Source organism: Sutterella faecalis (assembly GCF_006337085.1).
Lineage (GTDB): Bacteria > Pseudomonadota > Gammaproteobacteria > Burkholderiales > Burkholderiaceae_F > Sutterella > Sutterella faecalis.
Window position 1 is genome coordinate 1355257 of sequence record NZ_CP040882.1, and the last position, 17575, is coordinate 1372831.

Below are 17575 nucleotides of genomic sequence, written 5' to 3' on the forward strand. Positions count from 1 at the left end.
TTGAAGGAAGCGCCCAATCTTCTTATACGTATACAGCTTCCTTTTCTTTTTCTCTACAAGGTGCAAAATGCAGAAATTCCCGTTCAAAGCCGCGCTCAGTCTCACCGCTTTTTCCGCCGCCATGCTCATCGCTTCGGCCCCGGCCGAAGCGCGTGAGATAACCGCTGCGGTTGCGACGGGATTCACGACGCTCGATCCCTGGGACGCGGTCGACAACCTTTCGCGCGCGGTTTCCCGCTCCTTCTACGAAAGCCTCTACACGTTCGACAAGGATCTGAAGCCCGTTCCTCAGCTCGCCGAGAGTTATGAGGTTTCAAAGGACGGCCTCACCTACACCTTCCGGCTCCGCCAGGGCGTCAAGTTCCATGACGGCACGGAATTCACGGCCGACGCCGTCAAGATGAATTTCGACCGCGGCATGAATCCGGATTCAAAGCTCACGCGCCGGACGTTCTTCAAGTTCGTCGACCGCGTTGAGGTTGTTGACCCCTACACCGTCCGGATTGTTCTGAAGACGCCGACCGCGGGCTTCATTCAGCGCCTCGCGAACGGCACGGCCGGCATGATCTGCCCCAGCCTTCTGAAGCGCGCCACCACGAAGCAGGTAACAGCCTATGAAGCCTGCGGCACCGGTCCCTACACCCTGAAGCGCTTCAGCCCCGCCGAAGAGCTCTATGCCGTCAAATTCCCCAACTACCGCGTGCCGGGCTTGCCGAAGTTCGATGCCATCCGCTGGGTGCCGGTAACGGAAAACTCCACCCGCGCGATGATGCTTCAGACGGGCGAAGCGCAGTTCATTTCGCCCGTTCCCAACGAGCAGTTCCTGCCGCTCTCGAAGAGCGGCAAGCTCACGCTTCAGAAGACGCCTTCCGTCGTGACCCGCTACCTCTCGATGAATGAGACGAAGAAGCCCTTTGACGACATCCGCGTGCGCGAAGCGGTGAGCCTCGCGATCAACCGCAAGGCGCTCGTCAAGGTGGCCTACAACGGCTTTGCCGTGCCGTCAACGGGGTACCTCCCCACGCAGATTGAAGGCGGCGTCGACTTCGGCGAATTCCCCTACGACCCGAAGCGCGCCCGCGAGCTTCTGAAGGAAGCGGGCTTCCCGCAGGGCTTCAAAACCACGATCTGGTCGGCCTACAACGACGGGAAGACCGTGAAGACCCTTCAGTTCCTGCAGCAGCAGCTCGCTCAGGTCGGAATCCACGCCGAAACCAAGGCGCTTGAAGCCGGTCAGCGCACCGTGATCTACGGCGCCAAAACCCCTGAGGAATCGCAGCACCAGCTCTACCTCATCGGCTGGACCAATTCCGCCGCTGAACCCGACTGGGGGCTGAGGCCGCTCCTTGACAGCCGCAGCTGCCCGCCGGTCCTCAACAACGACTCCTACTACAAGAACCCGAAGGTGGATGCGCTCTTTGATGAGGCCATCAGGGAAACCAATGCGGAAAAGCGCGTTGAGCTCTATCACGAAATTCAGAAGCTCGTGAACGCCGACAAGCCCTGGGCGCCGCTCGTCTTTGAGATGGTTACGGCGGGCACCGCGAAGGAGCTGAAGAACTTCACTGTGCTTCCCGACGGGGGCTTCGACTTCTATTCGGCCGAGTGGAAGGAATGATTTTCCATAAAGCTCTGTTCTGACTTTTCTTTCATCTGTATCCCGGAGGGTTTCCTCCGGGATATATTTTTCTCTGCGTTTACCATTCTTCCTCGAGGTTCACTCATGGCTATTGCGCTCACCGGAAAAATGTCGGGAACGGCCGACAAGCACACCGCCCAATCGCTTCAGGCTTCATTTGAGAACGCCTGGTTTGCTGCTGCTGACGGCGCTTTTGAAGGAAAGCTTTCGGACGCTCCCGCGGTCCTTCCCTCTGCACCGATTCTTCTCTTTGCGCACGGAAGTTCCGGCATCGGCGCGCCCTTGAAGGCCTTCGCCCGCTTCGTGGCAGGTCTCGGCTGGTCCTTCCTTGCGCCCGATTCCTTCGTGCTTCCCGACCGCATCACCTACTCCTCTCCCGTCTCGCGCGAAAACTACGAGCGCGTCCATGCGATGCGGTCTCAGGAGCTCGACTATGCCGCTCGTCACCTTGACAAAGTGCCCGGCTTCTCAGGCCGCTATGCCGTTGCGGGCACGAGCGAAGGGGGCGTTGCTGCCTCGCGCTTCACGGCTCCGGAAGGCCGCCCTGAGTCCGGCCGCATTCTCTTTTCCTGGCCCTGCGAAGACAACTACCACGTCGTCTCCCACCAAACGCATGTTCCGGATGATGTTCCGGTGCTCAACATCATGAGCGCGGAAGACAAATACTTCAGCCGGGCGAATCCGTGGCTCGACAACCCGGATGCGCTCGGTCACGCCGGACGGACGCTCGCGCATCATCCTGCGGCGTCGATCCTCCTCATTCCCGGCGCGCCTCATACGCTCTTTGCGCTCCCGCAGACGGAGTCCGCGGTCAGGGCATTCCTCGCGAGAATTTGATCTCTCCGATCCGGATCGTCAAAACCGGGATGCGCTTCAGGTGCTCCCGGTTTTCTATTTTCCTGACATCACCTTCAAGTACGCTCTCAAAGAACGCTTTCCGCACGAAATCATTGCGCTACAATGGGCGCCCTTCAAAGCGCATCTCTTTTTTCCCGTTTTTCAATAACTTTCAATGTCATCGAGCTCTCTCGCCGCGCGTCTGCGCAAGATTCTTCCCTTCATCGGCCGCAATACCGCCAGCGCCGACCGCGAATGCTATCTGCGCGCCTTCCGCCGTCTCTATTCCGAAGACCCCATGGCCTTCAGCGAAGTTTTCGATGCGGAGCTCGAGAAAATCCGCACGGAGTACCCGCGCGAGATCACTGAACTTATTGAACAGGCGGGCTTTGCCGAACTTGACGACCAGATTGTCGCTGCAGAACGCGAGGACGGGTCGGTAACGACCCTCTACGCCGCGGGCTTTCTCGCCTACGGGCTTGAAAATCAGCCGCTCGCCGCGGAAAACCTCACGCGCGAGGATGCCGCAAAGCTGAAGGCGCTTCTTCTGGAAGAATATTTCGATGAATCGGTCGCGAAGATTCAGATCTATGAGCATCTGATGCCCATCAACCATCGCGCCTTCGTCGATGCAGGAGAGTCGCAGCGGTTTCTCCGCCAGATGATGCGCTCGAAGAGCGACTTCATCACGACCTTCGAGTCGATCGACATGCCCGGGATCGACTACACGCTCGACGAAGAAGACGGCACCGACATTGCCGCCCGCTTCCGCCTGATTCTCTTCACCGTGCGCACGCCGAGCGGAGAAAAGCCGGCCCTGAAGCGCCCCTTCCGATTCCTCGGGTTTGCTACAAACGAAGGCAAAAACCCGAAGCTCACGAGCGAAGCCATTCTTCAGACCCGCTGGGGCGCTGAATTCACGGCGCTCCTCTCGGTGCGCTGCGGCCGGGGACTTCGCTTCTGCGTGACCGAACCGACGCTCCTCAACGACACCGTCCGGCAGCTCGACTACGTGACGGGACTGAAGCGCATCATGGTGGTCTTCACCCGCACCGCGCTCGACGAAAATGTTCCTCCTGAAAAACTGATTGTGAGCCTCGGCGCCTTCTCCGATCCGCTCAAGGGCTATTCGGAGCTTCGCGTTGCCTTTGCGCGCCCCGAGGCTCCCGACGACCTGATTTCGGGCGTCCCGATTCCGCTCCCCTCGGGACCCAACGTTTCCCAGGCCGTGGGCGAAATCGCCAACATGATCGTGGGGCAGTTCGAGATGGAGGGCATCCACCTCAAGACCCCGATTCACGGCGAGTGTCCCTGGCTCACGGCGGAGCCCGACACGATGGATCGTCTCTACAACTCCATCCACAACATCCAGAAGCCCCTCAAAAAGAAGGACGCCGTGCCGCGTCCGATGATGCCGAGCATGATGCTCAACTAAATTTGAAAGGCACCAAAAAAGCCCGGACTCCAGTAAGGAAGCCGGGCTTTTAATTTGGGAATCCGAGCCGAATTACTTCTTCGCGCCCGAGATGTCCGGATGGCCTTCAGGGAGCTTGGCGCCCGCCGGAATTTCAGGGTGACCTTCAGGGAGCTTCTTTGCATCCGCCTTCGGCTGATCCTTCTGAATCTCTTCCTCGCGGATGGGAACCTGGTTTTCGCCCTGGAGAAGATCCGGACGAACTTCCTGAATGATCGCCGCTTCAGGAGCGCCCGCCGTCTGCATGGCGCAGAAGATCATCGTCTGGCCGTTGTAGGGCTGGATGTGGAAGGCGCGCTCCGTCATATCCATTTCCGGATATTCGTAGTTGTCCGGGCGCTTGTAGGGCTTCCAGACCGGCTCGTTGTTGCTGCGGACCATGCGGTTGGCGTGCGCGGACATGTGGCGCGTATCAACGGCTTCCCAGTCAACCTTGAAGGCGTCGATCGCCTTCTTCCAGTCTTCCTTGACGATGAGGCCCCAGAAGTGGGTGTGCATGTCGGGCACGCCCGGATAGCGGATGATTTCGTCATTGAAGACGTAGCCCGTCACGGTGAGGCCCGAGTCCTTGAAGGGCTTCGGGAACATCACGATGTCAAGGGGCTGCTTCTCGACCTTGAGAAACGCCATGTCGCCAGAGCGGATCTTGAGCGTTTCCGGAATGTTCTTATCCTTTGCAATGGCCTTGAAGTAGCTCGCATTGCAGGCGAGAAGCGAATTCAGAATCTGCGAATCGGCAGCCTGAGCAGCGCCGGCCGCGATGCCGAGAGCCGCAAGCGCAAGAACCGTCTTTTTCACGTTGAGTCTCCTGTACTAGGGAATCATGGCGCTATCGGAATTTCTTCCCGCTGCCATGCCATGAGCGGGATTCTCGCGCCGGCGTCTTGCGTCCGGCTTAAGAAAAGAAAAAGCGCACGGGGAGCAGGAATTGAATTCCCATCCCGTGCGCTTTTATTGAGGCTCCTTCGCTCAGGCCCGCTCGCTCAAATTGAACGGGCGCAGCCCGGAACACTCAAAGGCTTCAGGCCTTTTCCTTCTCCGCAGGCTTTTCCACCGTGAAGGTGAATTCGTCGCCCTTGGCGTCGACCCTGACCGTATCCTCGGGCGCAGCCTTCCCTTCGAGGAGGAGGCGTGCAATGCCGTTTTCGATGCGGTCCTGGATCGCGCGCTTCAGGGGTCTTGCGCCGAACTGCGGATCAAAGCCCACCTTCGCGATTTCGTCGAGCGCGGCTTCAGTCACGTCGAGGCCGATCTGCTGCTCGGTCATGCGCTTCTTCAGCTGCTTGAGCTGAATCTCGGCAATCTTCTTCACGTTCTTCGCGTCAAGAGAATTGAAGACCACGATCTCGTCGATGCGGTTGACGAATTCCGGACGGAAGTGCTGGCGCACCTCCTTCATCACGGCATCCTTCACCTTCTCGTGCGGCTCGCCCGTCATCTCCATGATTTCCTGAGCGCCCAGGTTCGAGGTCATGACGATCACGGTGTTCTTGAAGTCCACCGTACGGCCCTGGCCGTCCGTCATGCGCCCGTCGTCAAGCACCTGCAGAAGCACGTTGAAGACATCCGGATGGGCCTTTTCGACTTCGTCGAGAAGAATCACCGAATAGGGCTTTCTGCGGACGGCTTCCGTGAGGTAGCCGCCTTCTTCATAGCCCACATATCCCGGAGGCGCGCCGATCAGACGAGCCACGCTGTGCTTCTCCATGAATTCGCTCATGTCGATGCGGATCATGGCCTCGTCGGTATCGAAGAGGAATTCAGCGAGCGCCTTCGTGAGCTCGGTCTTGCCGACGCCCGTGGGCCCCAGGAAGAGGAAGCTACCGTAGGGGCGGTTCGGATCCGAGAGTCCTGCACGGCTTCTCAGAATCGTCTCCGTCACGCGGCGCACGGCCTCGTTCTGGCCGACCACGCGCTTCTCAAGAGCTTCGGCCATATGCAGAAGCTTCTGGCGTTCGCCTTCCATCATCTTCGAGACGGGAATTCCGGTCGCGCGGCTCACCACCTCAGCGATTTCCTCAGCACCGACGGACGTGCGCAGGAGCTTCGGCCCCTTTTCGCTCGCTTCCGTGCGGGCTTCGGCCTTCTCGGCTCTTCTCAGCTTCTCCTCGAGCTTCGGGAGCACGGCGTACTGGAGCTCTGCGAGCTTTTCGTACTGCGCGCTTCTCTTATATTCATCCATTTGACGATGAACGCGGTCGATTTCGTCGCGGACCGACTTTTCACCGAGCGCTTCGCTCTTTTCCTTCTTCCAGACCTCTTCGAGGTCGGAATATTCGCGCGAAAGCTTGGCGATTTCGTCTTCGATCACCTGAAGGCGCTTCTTCGAAGCATCGTCCGTTTCCTTCTTCATCGCCTCGCGCTCGATCTTCAGCTGAATGAGGCGGCGGTCGAGCTTGTCGAGGGCCTCAGGCTTCGAATCGATTTCCATCTTGACGCGGGCCGCGGCCTCATCAATGAGGTCAATGGCCTTGTCCGGAAGGAAGCGGTCGGTGATGTAGCGGTGCGAGAGCTCCGCAGCGGCAACGATCGCGGGGTCGGTAATTTCGACGCCGTGGTGCGCTTCGTACTTTTCCTGCAGACCGCGCAGAATCGCGATCGTGTCCTCAACAGAGGGCTCGTCGACCATCACTTTCTGGAAGCGCCGCTCGAGTGCGGCATCCTTTTCGACATACTTTCTGTATTCGTCAAGGGTGGTCGCGCCGATCACATGAAGTTCGCCTCTCGCGAGGGCGGGCTTCAGCATATTGCCGGCATCCATGCTCCCTTCGGTCTTCCCCGCACCGACAACGGTGTGGAGCTCATCGATGAAGAGAATGATCTGGCCCTGCTGGTCCGTCACTTCCTTCAAAAGCTTCTTCAGGCGCTCCTCGAATTCGCCGCGGTACTTGGCGCCTGCAATGAGGCCCGCCATATCGAGCGAAAGAATGGTCTTGCCGCGAAGCGTATCGGGCACTTCGTTGTTGACGATGCGCTGCGCGAGCCCTTCGACGACGGCCGTCTTGCCGACGCCCGGCTCGCCGATGAGCACGGGGTTGTTCTTCGTGCGGCGCTGCAGAATCTGCATCGTGCGGCGAATTTCGTCGTCGCGGCCGATCACGGGGTCAAGCTTCCCTTCGCGGGCGCGCGCCGTCAGATCGATCGTGTATTTCTTCAACGCTTCACGCTGATTTTCCGCATCGGGGTTGTCCGCGGTATCGCTGCCGCGAACAGCCTTGATGGCTTCCTCCATCGCACGGCGCGTGAGGCCCGCGTCCTTTGCAAGGCGCCCGGCTTCGGAACGGTCGTCCGAAAGCGCAAGCAGGAACATTTCGGTCGAAACGAACTCGTCGCCCGCCTTCATCGCCTCCTTTTCAGTGAGGTTCAGAAGGTTGACGAGGTCGCGCGAAACCTGAATGTCGCCGCCCTGACCGGACACCTTCGGCAGCCGGTCAATCGCTTCGTTCACGTCGCGCGTGAGGCGCTGCACGTTGACGCCGGCACGCTCGAGCAGGCTCCTGCTCGAACCTTCATTGTCGGCGAGCACGGCTGCAAGCAGATGCAGGGGTTCCATGACCTGATTGTCATGGGCGAGTGCAAGCGACTGAGCCGCGCCGAGCGCATCCTGGAACTTAGTCGTGAGCTTGTCTTGACGCATATGTTTGAAATCTCCCTTTGGGACGCTCCGTATTGGGATCATCCCGAATATGCAATACATATGGGGGTGGAGCTCAAAAGATCAAGGGCGCGTCCCCCGCGGAACGCGCCCTTTTTACGTTTGGTTTCAAAGAGATGTTTGACGCTCGCTCAGCCTTCTGGCAGGAATCCTTAGGCCCAGCGGGCCTTTGCCCGGTCGTCCGACTCTCTCGCATCAACCCAGCGTTCGCCTTCCGGAGTCGTTTCGCGCTTCCAGAAAGGCGCCTCGGTTTTAAGCCAGTCCATGATGTATTCGCAGCCTTCAAAGGCTTCGCCGCGGTGGGGCGCCGAGACGAGGCAGAGCACGATCTGGTCGCCGACCGAGAGGTCGCCCACGCGGTGAATGACGACGACGTCCTCGAGATGAAAGCGCTCGCGGGCCTTCTCAACGATTTTCCCGAGCGCCTTCTCGGTCATGCCGGGATAGTGCTCAAGCGTCATCTTCGAAACGGCCGCGCCGTCGTTTTTGTTCCGCACGACGCCCACAAAGGAAACAACGGCACCCGCCGAGGGGCTTGCCTCGCGCACGCGGGCGACTTCATCGTCGAGCGAAAAGTCTTCCGGGCTCACGCGAATGGTGGTTAATGCCACGACGACCCTCCGCTCAGCCGCCCGTCACCGGCGGGAAAAAAGCGACCTCGTCGCCGTCCTTCACGGCGGCGTCATCCTCCGCCATTTCCTGGTTGACGGCGCCGCGGATGCGTTTGAGGTTCCTGAAGGCCGAATCCCAGGGCTCGCCCCTGGCAATGAGCGCATCGCGCACGCCCGCGAGCGTCGACGCGTCGCCCGGGAGATCCATCATCTCGCCCGGCTTGCCGATCTTGTCGCGAAGGCTCGCGAAATAAAGCACTTTTACCTGCATCAAAAAAATCCTTTTGGAAAAAGCCGCCGGTTCTCAGGCGAAGAACTGCGCGAAGGGGAAGTAGTGAACGATGTCGCCCTTCTTCACCGACGCGCCCGCCGGAATGTCGACGAGGCCGTCCGCCCAGGCGCAGCTCGAGAGCACCTGCGAATTCTGCGTGTGATAAAGGTCGAGCCCGCCCTCGTCGTTTCTGCGCACGCGCACGAATTCCTCGCGGTCGCCGGGCTTCGCCCAGTCGAAATCCGCACGGATCTTCATGGGGGTCATGTCGACCTTGGCGAGCCCCATTCTGCGCATGAGGTAGGGACGCGCCATCATGAGGCAGACGACGAAGCCTGAGACCGGATTCCCGGGGAGACCGATGAAGGGCACGCCCTTCACTTCGCCGAAGGCGAGGGGCTTGCCGGGCTTGAGCTTCACGCGCCAGAGGTCGATCCGTCCGAGAGCCTCAACCGCAGGCTTGATGTGATCCTCTTCGCCCACGGACATGCCGCCCGTCGTCATGATGACGTCCGACGTTTCCGCCGCGTGCTCGAGCGCGCGCTTCGTGGCCTCCAGGCTGTCGGGAATGCTTCCCAAATCCGTCGCCTCGCAGCCGAAGAGCGTGAGGAGGCTTCGGATCATGAAGCGGTTCGAGTTGTAGATTCCGCCCGGACGAAGCGGTTCGCCAGGCTGCACGAGTTCGTCGCCCGAGAAGAAGACGCCGACCCGGAGCTTGCGGTAGACATTCACGTAGGCGCGGCCGATCGACGCCGTCATGCCGATGGCGCCCGGCGTCATGCGAACGCCCTTATTGAGAATCACAGAACCCGCGGCAACGTCGGAGCCCTGAAGGCGAACCCAGGCGCCTTTCTTGGGAGCCCTGCTGAATACCGCCAGATCGCCCTCGCGCTCCACCTCTTCCTGAGGCACGACCGTATCTGCACCCTCCGGCAGGGGCGCCCCCGTGAAGATTCTCGCGCAGGTGCCGGGCTCAATTGCGACCCCCACCTTGCCTGCTGCGATGCGCTCGGCAACGGGAAGGCGCACGGGCGCATTTTCGGAAGCGGAGGCAAGATCAGCCGCCCTCAGGCAGTAGCCGTCCATCTGGGAATTGTCCCAGCCCGGAACGTCGATCATGCTCGTCACGTCTTCGGCAAGCACGCGGCCCGTGGAGTACATGAGCGGAATGGTTTCTGTCTCATGAATGGGCTCGGCTTCCCGAAGAAGCATGGCGAGCGCCTCAGCATAGGTAATCATCGATTATGTCCTTCAAAAGGATCTGACTCAGAGCTTTCCTTTCGCGAGCGCCCCGGACATCAGTTCCTCGATAAAGTCTGCAACCGCCTGCGGATCGTTCAGGCTGAGGCGCGGAATTCCCTCGAATCCCGGCTCATCGAAATCCGTCGCTACCGCAACGGGAGGATTCTGAAGCCCGCCGCGCTCTGCGAGCGGGGGTTCATTTGCCGCCTCCCTGCGGCGAACCTCAATTCTAGGGAAGCTTCCCTCGTGCTTGAAGCCCTCAATCAGAATGATGTCCTCTTCGCCCGCAAGGCTGATGAGCTCCTCGATGGAGACCGGCCCATCCGGCGTTTCCGACATCACCGCCCAGCGTTCGGCCGTGCGCAGAATGACGCGTGAGGCGCCTGCCTCCCGGTAGCGCCAGGTGTCCTTCCCCGGACGGTCGAGGTCAACCCCGTGATGCGCGTCCTTGATGGCGGCGACCCTCCTGCCGCGCCTCACGAGTTCAGCGAGCACCTTTTCCGAAAGCGTCGTCTTTCCCGACCCCGAACGTCCGATAAAGCCCACGGCAAAGGGCTTTTTTCCCTGCGTCATGCCCAGGGCTTCGACGCAAAAGCGGCAACGGCCTCGCGGATGCGGGATTCATCCACCGCAACCGTGGTCTTTCTCTGTTCGCGCTCGAAGATGTCTGCGAAAGCGTCGGGGAGCGGCACCGTCTTTCCCGTCGCCTGCATCGTCATCTTCGGGAACTTCACGGCCTGAACCGTCTCGAAGCAGATCGTCTTCACGCCGACCGGATGGAGGTAGACGCCGGTATAGAGGCAGTCGGCCGTGTGCGGGTCGATCGTCGTCGCGTACTCGATATTCAAGGATTCAATGATTTCGAGTCGGTTCGCATGGTTGGAGGTGCCCGCGGCTAGGCCGGAGCGGCGAACCTTCGAGAATTCCTGCTGCGTGAGCTCGAAGGAACCCTTCTCTTCCAGATCCTTCATCAGTTCCTTCACGCGCACGCCGTTTCGTCCGAGCACTTCAAAGAGGAAGCGCTCGAAGTTGGCCGCACGCGAAATATCCATCGAGGGCGACGAGGTGGCGATCGTTTCGCTGGCCGGCCGGGGACTGTAGACGCCCGTACGGAGGAACCTGTCCATCGCATCGTTTTCGTTGGTGGCGACGAGGATCCTCAGGATCGGAAGCCCCATCGCGCGCGCAACGTAGCCCGCAAAGGCGTTGCCGAAGTTGCCCCCCGGAACGCAGAAAACCACCTGTTCGTTCTGCGCGCCCGTCGCCTGAATGTAGGCGTAGAAGTAGCAGGCCACCTGAACGGCGATTCGCGCCCAGAGGTAGGAATTGACGGCGCCGAGCTTGTTGGCCTTGCGGAATTCCTCATCCTCAAGGAGCTTGTAGACCAATTCCTGGCAGTCGTCGAACGTCCCCTCGACCTCGAGGTTGAGGACGTTCTCATCCTTGTTGGAATAGAGCTGCGCGGACTGGAATTTCGACATTCTGTCCTTAGGCGAAAGCATCACGACGCGCGTGTCCCTGCGGTCGCCGAAGGCATATTCGGCCGACGCCCCCATGTCGCCCGTCGTGGCGCCGAGGAGCGTGATGTTTTCGGGTTCGGTGCCCAGGTGCTTCGCGTGAAGGCGCTTCAGGAACTGGAGACTGAAGTCGTCGAACGTGAGCGTCGGGCCGTTGGAGAGCTCATAGAGCCCCACGCCGTCATGAAGCCACTTGATGGGCGCGACGTCGTGGGCCTTGAAGGGATCGCGGCCGTTGCCGAAGTTTGCGGGCTGCCAGGCATCGCGGCAGAGCCCCCAGAGATCCGGAACAGGAATCTGCGTCCAGAAGCGGCGGAGCACCTCGAGCGCAACGCTCGGGAAGTCGCGGCCGCGAAGGAGTGCGAGATCTTCCGAAGTGAATTTGGGATAGTTTTCAGGGACGTAAAGACCACCGTCCCGTGCGAAGCCTTCAAAGGCGATGTCTGCGAAGGTCTTGCCGTCTGCGGCGCCGCGCGTCGAGATGTAAAGCATATTGAGAGATCTCCGTTCGGGGGCCCGGATTTTTCCGGCGGCGCTTCGCCTCCTTCGAGGTGAAGCGTTCCTTAAAAAGATGAAAATGCCGGAAAGCTGTGGGCAGAATCGTGTGTCGCCAGTTTGCTTCAATGGCGTATTTCTGAAATCGTACCCTATGGCTAAACCCATGGGATCACTCGTGATGCGGAAATTTCCCTCTCTCCCCATTAACCTTCTTTCGGATATGCCGCGGACTCGACTTCCGGACTAGCGGATTTCTTATTTCTCCCTCCAAAGCTGTAGCCGGGACTACAGACAGGAGTGCGCTGAGGCTCCAAAAATAGAGTGCTGAAAACCAAAACACTCTGCACGCTCGTCGACCCAAACGACGGGCGCCCTCAGTAAAAGGAGAAAAACAGATGAAGCACGCATTCAAGCTCGCCGCCGCTGCTGCGGCCGTTGTTCTGGCCATGAATCCGGCCCTTGCTGAAGACCGGACCTACGACGCCGACGTCGTCGTGATCGGCGCCGGCGCCTCCGGCTCCGCCGCTGCCTGGGCCGCCGCGGAAAAGGGCCTCAAGGTCGTGACGCTCGAAAAGTCCGCGATGGTGGGCGGCACGGGCAAATTCTCTGAAGGCATCTTCGCCGTCGAAAGCTCCATGCAGCGCGACTGGAACTACGGCCTCACGAAGGACCAGGCGTTCACAATGATCATGAATTACGGCCACTGGCGCGGCAACGCCCGCATGGTGCGCGCCTTCGTCGACCGTTCGGCCGATACCATCGACTGGATGAAGAAGAACGGAGTCAAGTTCGAGAAGCTCTTCTCCAACTATCCGAACGGCCTCTACACCTGGCACATTTATGAAGGCCGCGGCGCGGGCTGGATCAACCTCTTCATGAAGAAGTACCAGGACGCCGGCCAGACGCTCCTCCTCAATACGTGGGGCGAGAAGCTCATTCAGGAAAACGGCCGCGTCGTGGGCGTCGAGGCGACCAATAAGGCGGGCGACAAGATTACCGTGCGCTCGAAGACCACCATCATCGCCACGGGCGGGTTCTTCGACAACAAGGAAATGCGCGAGAAGTATCTGCGCTTTGCCGACTCTGACGGCCTTGCTCAGACCGGGAAGACCGGCGACGGCATCCGCATGGCCTGGTCCGTGGGCGGCGGCAAGGAAGGCACCGAAGTGCAGGCCTCCTACCGTCCGGGTCCCCGCGGCGTCGGGACGACCAACCACGTGAGCGCCACCGCCAAGCAGCCGCACCTCTGGCTCTCGCCCAAGGGCGAACGCTTCTGCAATGAACAGATCATGCTCGAGTGGCCGTTTGCCGGCAATGCCCTTGAACGCATCGGCGGCACGATGTACGTGGTCTACGACCAGAAGACGCTCGACCATATGGAAACCGATCAGGGCATCGACCTCGGCGTCGGCGTCATGGTTCCGGTGGGCACGAAGCTCGTCAACTACCAGAAGGAATGGGATGCCGCCGTGAAGGCGGGCTGGGCCTTCAAGGCCGATACGCTCGAAGGCCTTGCAAAGGCGACCGGCATGAATCCCGAAAAGCTTGCGAAGACCGTTGCTGAATACAACGGCTACTGCGCCGTGCGCCACGATGCCGAATTTGCGAAGGACCCGAAGTACCTGCGCGAAGTGAAGACCGGTCCCTTCTACGCGATCAAGTCGGTTGCCTCGACGCTCGGCACCCTGGGCGGCATCAAGGCCAACGAACGCTTTGAGGTCGTCACGCAGAATGAGGATCCGATCCCGGGTCTCTATGCTGCCGGCAACGACGTGGGCGGCATGTACGGCGACTCCTACGACCTTCTGATGGCGGGCTCCACCGTGGGCTTCGCGGTCAATTCCGCCCGCATTGCGGTCGACTCCGCGGCCGAGTACATCAAGGCTCAGAAATAATCACCGAAAGTCCTGAGAAAGCGCGCCGATTCCGATCGATCGCGCTTTCTCTCACCCATCCAGAATCTCTCCACTCCCGGCCGGATGCCTGACAAAGCTTCCGGCCGCTTTAATGACATGGACCACCCACTGCATCGAACCCGTTCGAGCGAATGGGCGCGACAATAGGTGTATCTACCTCTAATACCGCAGGAGGCCATGCCATGACAAAGAAGCATACGCAAACGACGCTTGATGTTTCCATCGAATATTCCGCGATCGGGCTGGACCTCGCCAAATACGACGTTTCCTTGGCAGCGGTGACGCTCAACGAGGGAGAAATTATTTGTATCGACCGCGTGACTTATGCCGAGCTCTATGAGCTTGCCGACAAGCTCTCCCCGACGCTGTTTGCAGTTGAACCGTGCTGCGGCTACTCGCAGCTTGCCCATGAGCTTGAAGCTCGCGGCCATGAGGTGAGCGTTATCAACGGCAAAGTCGTCAAGATGTGGATCGACACGCATATGTCGGGCCAGAAAACCGACATCAACGATGCGCTCGCGCTTGCCCGGCTGACGGCCGATCCGGATCTTCGGCCTATTCGCGCGAAATCTCTCGAAGAATGCCGCATTATGACGGTGCAGGGCGTGCGTCAGCAGCTGATCGGACAACGTACGAAGACGCTCGTCAGCTTCAAGGGCTTTGCCCAGACCTGGGGAATCCACATGCCTGCCGGCAGGCGCAATCTCAAAAAGATGCGTGAAGCCGTGGAAGCTAAGGCAGACATGATGGGCGACGCAGCTGTCTCTGCTCTGACGACGATGCTTGACCGCGTGAAGACGCTCGATGATCAAATTCATCAGCTCGACAAGGACCTTGAAGCACTGGTCAGCGCCAATGCCAACGGCAGGCTGCTGAAGAGCGTCATGGGCGTCGGCACTCAGATCGCCGCCCGCTTCATTACGGTTGTCGGCGATGTAAAACGGTTTGAAACGTCACGCTCGCTTGTTGCCTACATCGGATGCGTGCCGAAAAATTACATTACGGGGCATGTGAATAAGCCCAGACAAAAGAAGAGCTCTGCTCCCGACCTGAGCAGCAAGGGCCAGGGGCGAATCAGCCGCCGCGGCGACAAATTGCTGAGATCCCTGCTGATGCAGGGTGCGGCCTGCATCTACATGCAGTACTGCAAGAGGCAGCTGCCCGACTGCCAGCTCACAAAGTGGATTGACAAGTAGCTGGCGGTGAGGAAGCCCTACGGCAAGATCATGGTGTCGCTGGCGGCGAAACTCATCCGGATCGCATGGGCGGTGCTCACCTACGGCAAAAAGTTCGACATCCACAGAGCGGGCGTCCCCCGCTCGGTGCTGGCGGCGATGGCCGTTCAACCCAGCAATGAGGCTGCCGCTGCAGCATGAGGCATCGGCAATTCCATAACTAATCGCGTGAAATGAGAAACCCTTTTCTGTAAGGCTTGTCCGACAGCTATTCATGTCGAATTGCACTTGATGCATGTGGCTTTTTATTGGCAAGGACAAGACTTCTGATGAGTTCATTTTGGCCATGGCATGCAAGCATGCCGACAGGCCTGAGAGATTAACGGAAGCGGCCTCTCTCGTTGATGCGTGATTACTGGGACTGGAATACTGCCGGCAACAACCAAAATGACATAACACGGATTAGCCGATGTAGGGTCGCTAAGTCCGAATGCGGGCTGCGCTTCGCTTGTCGCATTCGCACATAGCGACATTGTATCGGCGGAGGTCCTGTAAAGCGGCTTACGCGGCATATCCTCAACTTCCAGAACCGCATGACTCTCGTTCAAGATCCAGCAGGATTTTGATCATTACTACCGAAAAAACTTAAAAAATTTCATTGCGTCGCCGGCGCTTTTCTTGTACACTCGAGAGTAATATATTACTCTCGCAATTTAACTTCGAATGTTCCTGAATTTCACGGTCCCGATACCCAGGCTCAAAGGAAAAATCAGTCGGCAAGGCACTAAGAGCGGAACGTACATCCACTACGTTCTGGAGCGCAGCTACGACCCGAAAAAGAAGCACACGGTGCCCAAGCGTGTGCTAATCGGAAAATGCGTTGGTGAAACCGAGACCATGGTTCCGAATGAAAATTTCCTGGTCTTTTTCCCTGATGCCGTTCTCCCAGAAGTCCGGGAGAGCGCCAGGCGCTGCAGCACGCTGATGGCCGGCAGCTACATCGTCATAGCAAACATCGTGCAGACGTACGGCCTCGGCAAAATGCTCCAGAAGCATTTCCTTGATCGAGCTGGGCTGGTGCTGGATCTGGCCGCCTACATGATCATTGAGGAAAGGAATCAAGGGCAGTACTACCCGGACTACGCATATCGACATCCGCTCTTCTCGAAAGACATGCGGATTGCGAGCGACGCCGCCATCTCGAGCTTCCTCGCCAACGTCAGCCCGGACCAAATTTCAGGCTTTCTGAACGACTGGAACGCAAAGCGCGATCATCGCTCACGGATCTACATTTCCTATGATTCAACTAATAAGAACTGCCAGGCGGGAGATGTTGATTTTGTTGAATTCGGCAAGGCCAAAGTCGATCAGGGATGCCCGATTTTTAATCTTGCCGTCGCCTACGACAAAACCAATCAGGTGCCGTTGTTCTATGAATGCTACCCTGGCTCCATTAATGACGTCAGTCAGTTCAAATTCCTTGTAGACAAGGCAATTGCGTACAACTACAAGCGTATTGGCTTCATCATCGACCGAGGTTATTTCTGCAAGATCAACATCGACTACATGGATGCGAATAACTTTGAGTTCATCATGATGGTTAAGGGCTGCAAGGCACTTGTGGCCGAATTGGTCGACAGGCTCCACGGCACTTTCGAAAATCGCGTCGACGCCTCCCTGCGCGAGCATTGCATCAGCGGCACAACGGAAAAAATGAAGATTTTTCCGGAAGACTCACGGGAGCGCTACTTTCATGTCTTCTTTAACCCCATGAAGATGGCGACGGAGCGGCGCGATATAGAAAACGCGCTGACGCAGATGCAGAAGAACTTCGACCAGTGGGTCGGCCGTGAAGTGGAGTTCGGATCCCCGCATACAGATTACTTCCAGTGTCACTACGACGAAAAAGGCCGCTTCCTTTTTGCCGAAGAGAAGAAGAGCATCATCGAGCATGCTTATTCGAGATGCGGATATTTCTGCATCATTACCTCCGAGAAAATGAGCGCCAGAGACGCTTATCTGCAGTACCGAGGCCGCGACGCCTCAGAGAAGCTCTTCAGCGCAGACAAATCATTCCTGGGCAGCAAGAGCATGCGGGTACACTCCGCAGAAGCCGTAAGAGCCAAGATTTTTATTGAATTTATTGCTCTCATTATTCGACAGAGGCTCTACAACCTCCTGAAGGATGAGATGCTCCGCCTGCCGACAAAGAGGAACTACATGACGGTTCCTGCGGCGATCCGGGAACTGGAGAAAATCGAGCTGGTGAGAATCAATGACGGCAGATATCAGCTTGACCACGCAATCACGAGGACGCAGGAAATCATCCTGAAATCCTTTGGCATGACGAAGGACAAGGTTATGTCGCAGGCCGCCGCCATCTCTGCCGCGCTTGCCGGAAAGAAAGACAGCATGGAGGACGTCGAGGATCTGGAACCGATTGGCGAGGAGGAGAATGAAGATGCCGAAGCGTAAGTCGCTGGCTTCGATTGAGAAGCAGATCAAACTGACTCAGCAGCGGTTGCTGAAGGTCAAAACACGTTACGAGAAGCTCGGGGTAAAGCTCATCGAACTCAACAAGGAAAAGACGCTGCGGCAGGCCGAAGTGATTGCGGAAGCCATGGCTCGAAGCGGTAAGACCATGGAGGAACTCATGACCTTTTTAAGCCGCTGACTGACCGTCCGAAGTCGCGAGAGTAATAAACGGCTGGAAGTTCAGGCATATGCTCCGCTCGGCCTG

The 17575-nt window shown here is 58.7% G+C and carries 15 protein-coding genes; 8 read left to right on the forward strand and 7 right to left on the reverse strand.

All coding sequences use genetic code 11. The features are described from left to right. Nucleotides 1–67: 67 nt before the first annotated feature. The 3 genes from FG381_RS05480 to FG381_RS05490 all read left to right on the forward strand — a co-directional run bounded on the left by FG381_RS05480 (nt 68) and on the right by FG381_RS05490 (nt 3911). On the forward strand, nt 68–1618 hold the full coding sequence (locus FG381_RS05480) for an ABC transporter substrate-binding protein (RefSeq protein WP_139687897.1): 1551 nt from the start codon (nt 68–70) through the stop codon (nt 1616–1618). Between the two features lie 105 nt (nt 1619–1723). Then, nucleotides 1724–2476 carry a dienelactone hydrolase family protein gene (locus FG381_RS05485; protein WP_139687898.1) on the forward strand — a complete coding sequence of 251 codons (753 nt, stop codon included), beginning with the start codon at nt 1724–1726 and terminating at the stop codon, nt 2474–2476. A gap of 175 nt (nt 2477–2651) precedes the next feature. Further along, the gene (locus tag FG381_RS05490; protein ID WP_139687899.1) at nt 2652–3911 is read left to right on the forward strand and encodes a hypothetical protein; all 1260 of its coding nucleotides are present in this window, start codon (nt 2652–2654) and stop codon (nt 3909–3911) included. 72 nt (nt 3912–3983) lie between these two features. Here FG381_RS05490 and FG381_RS05495 read toward each other — a convergent pair whose 3' ends face one another. From FG381_RS05495 to thrC, 7 genes are all read right to left on the reverse strand, one after another. After that, complete coding sequence (locus FG381_RS05495) at nt 3984–4748, reverse strand: hypothetical protein (RefSeq protein ID WP_139687900.1); 765 nt, start codon at nt 4746–4748, stop codon at nt 3984–3986. 223 nt (nt 4749–4971) lie between these two features. Then, entirely contained in the window at nt 4972–7587 is a 2616-nt protein-coding gene (clpB, locus tag FG381_RS05500; protein ID WP_139687901.1) for an ATP-dependent chaperone ClpB, read from the reverse strand. Nucleotides 7588–7757: 170 nt separating this feature from the next. Next, on the reverse strand, nt 7758–8216 hold the full coding sequence (gene moaE, locus FG381_RS05505) for a molybdopterin synthase catalytic subunit MoaE (RefSeq protein WP_139687902.1): 459 nt from the start codon (nt 8214–8216) through the stop codon (nt 7758–7760). 13 nt (nt 8217–8229) lie between these two features. After that, the gene (moaD, locus tag FG381_RS05510; protein WP_139687903.1) at nt 8230–8487 is read right to left on the reverse strand and encodes a molybdopterin converting factor subunit 1; all 258 of its coding nucleotides are present in this window, start codon (nt 8485–8487) and stop codon (nt 8230–8232) included. A gap of 33 nt (nt 8488–8520) precedes the next feature. After that, nucleotides 8521–9726, reverse strand: a complete 1206-nt coding sequence (locus tag FG381_RS05515) for a molybdopterin molybdotransferase MoeA (RefSeq protein ID WP_139687904.1) — start codon at nt 9724–9726, stop codon at nt 8521–8523. Between the two features lie 27 nt (nt 9727–9753). Next, on the reverse strand, nt 9754–10302 hold the full coding sequence (mobB, locus tag FG381_RS05520) for a molybdopterin-guanine dinucleotide biosynthesis protein B (protein WP_139687905.1): 549 nt from the start codon (nt 10300–10302) through the stop codon (nt 9754–9756). Then, a complete protein-coding gene (gene thrC, locus FG381_RS05525) occupies nt 10299–11738 on the reverse strand; it encodes a threonine synthase (RefSeq protein WP_139687906.1) in 1440 nt (479 codons plus the stop codon). Before thrC ends, mobB begins: the two co-directional genes overlap by 4 nt. Nucleotides 11739–12139: 401 nt before the next feature. Here thrC and FG381_RS05530 point away from each other — a divergent pair, with 401 nt between their 5' ends. The 5 genes from FG381_RS05530 (at nt 12140) to FG381_RS05545 (ending at nt 17509) form a co-directional block, all read left to right on the forward strand. After that, the gene (locus FG381_RS05530) at nt 12140–13639 is read left to right on the forward strand and encodes an FAD-dependent oxidoreductase (protein ID WP_139687907.1); all 1500 of its coding nucleotides are present in this window, start codon (nt 12140–12142) and stop codon (nt 13637–13639) included. Between the two features lie 203 nt (nt 13640–13842). Continuing rightward, a complete protein-coding gene (locus tag FG381_RS05535) occupies nt 13843–14856 on the forward strand; it encodes an IS110 family RNA-guided transposase (protein ID WP_228025646.1) in 1014 nt (337 codons plus the stop codon). A gap of 6 nt (nt 14857–14862) precedes the next feature. Next, entirely contained in the window at nt 14863–15036 is a 174-nt protein-coding gene (locus FG381_RS12745; RefSeq protein WP_228025651.1) for a hypothetical protein, read from the forward strand. 522 nt (nt 15037–15558) lie between these two features. Then, nucleotides 15559–17310: an IS1634 family transposase gene (locus FG381_RS12750; protein WP_228025661.1), complete on the forward strand. Its 1752-nt coding sequence runs from the start codon at nt 15559–15561 to the stop codon at nt 17308–17310. Further along, nucleotides 17297–17509 carry a hypothetical protein gene (locus FG381_RS05545; RefSeq protein ID WP_139686989.1) on the forward strand — a complete coding sequence of 71 codons (213 nt, stop codon included), beginning with the start codon at nt 17297–17299 and terminating at the stop codon, nt 17507–17509. Before FG381_RS12750 ends, FG381_RS05545 begins: the two co-directional genes overlap by 14 nt. The last annotated feature ends 66 nt before the right edge of the window (nt 17510–17575 follow it).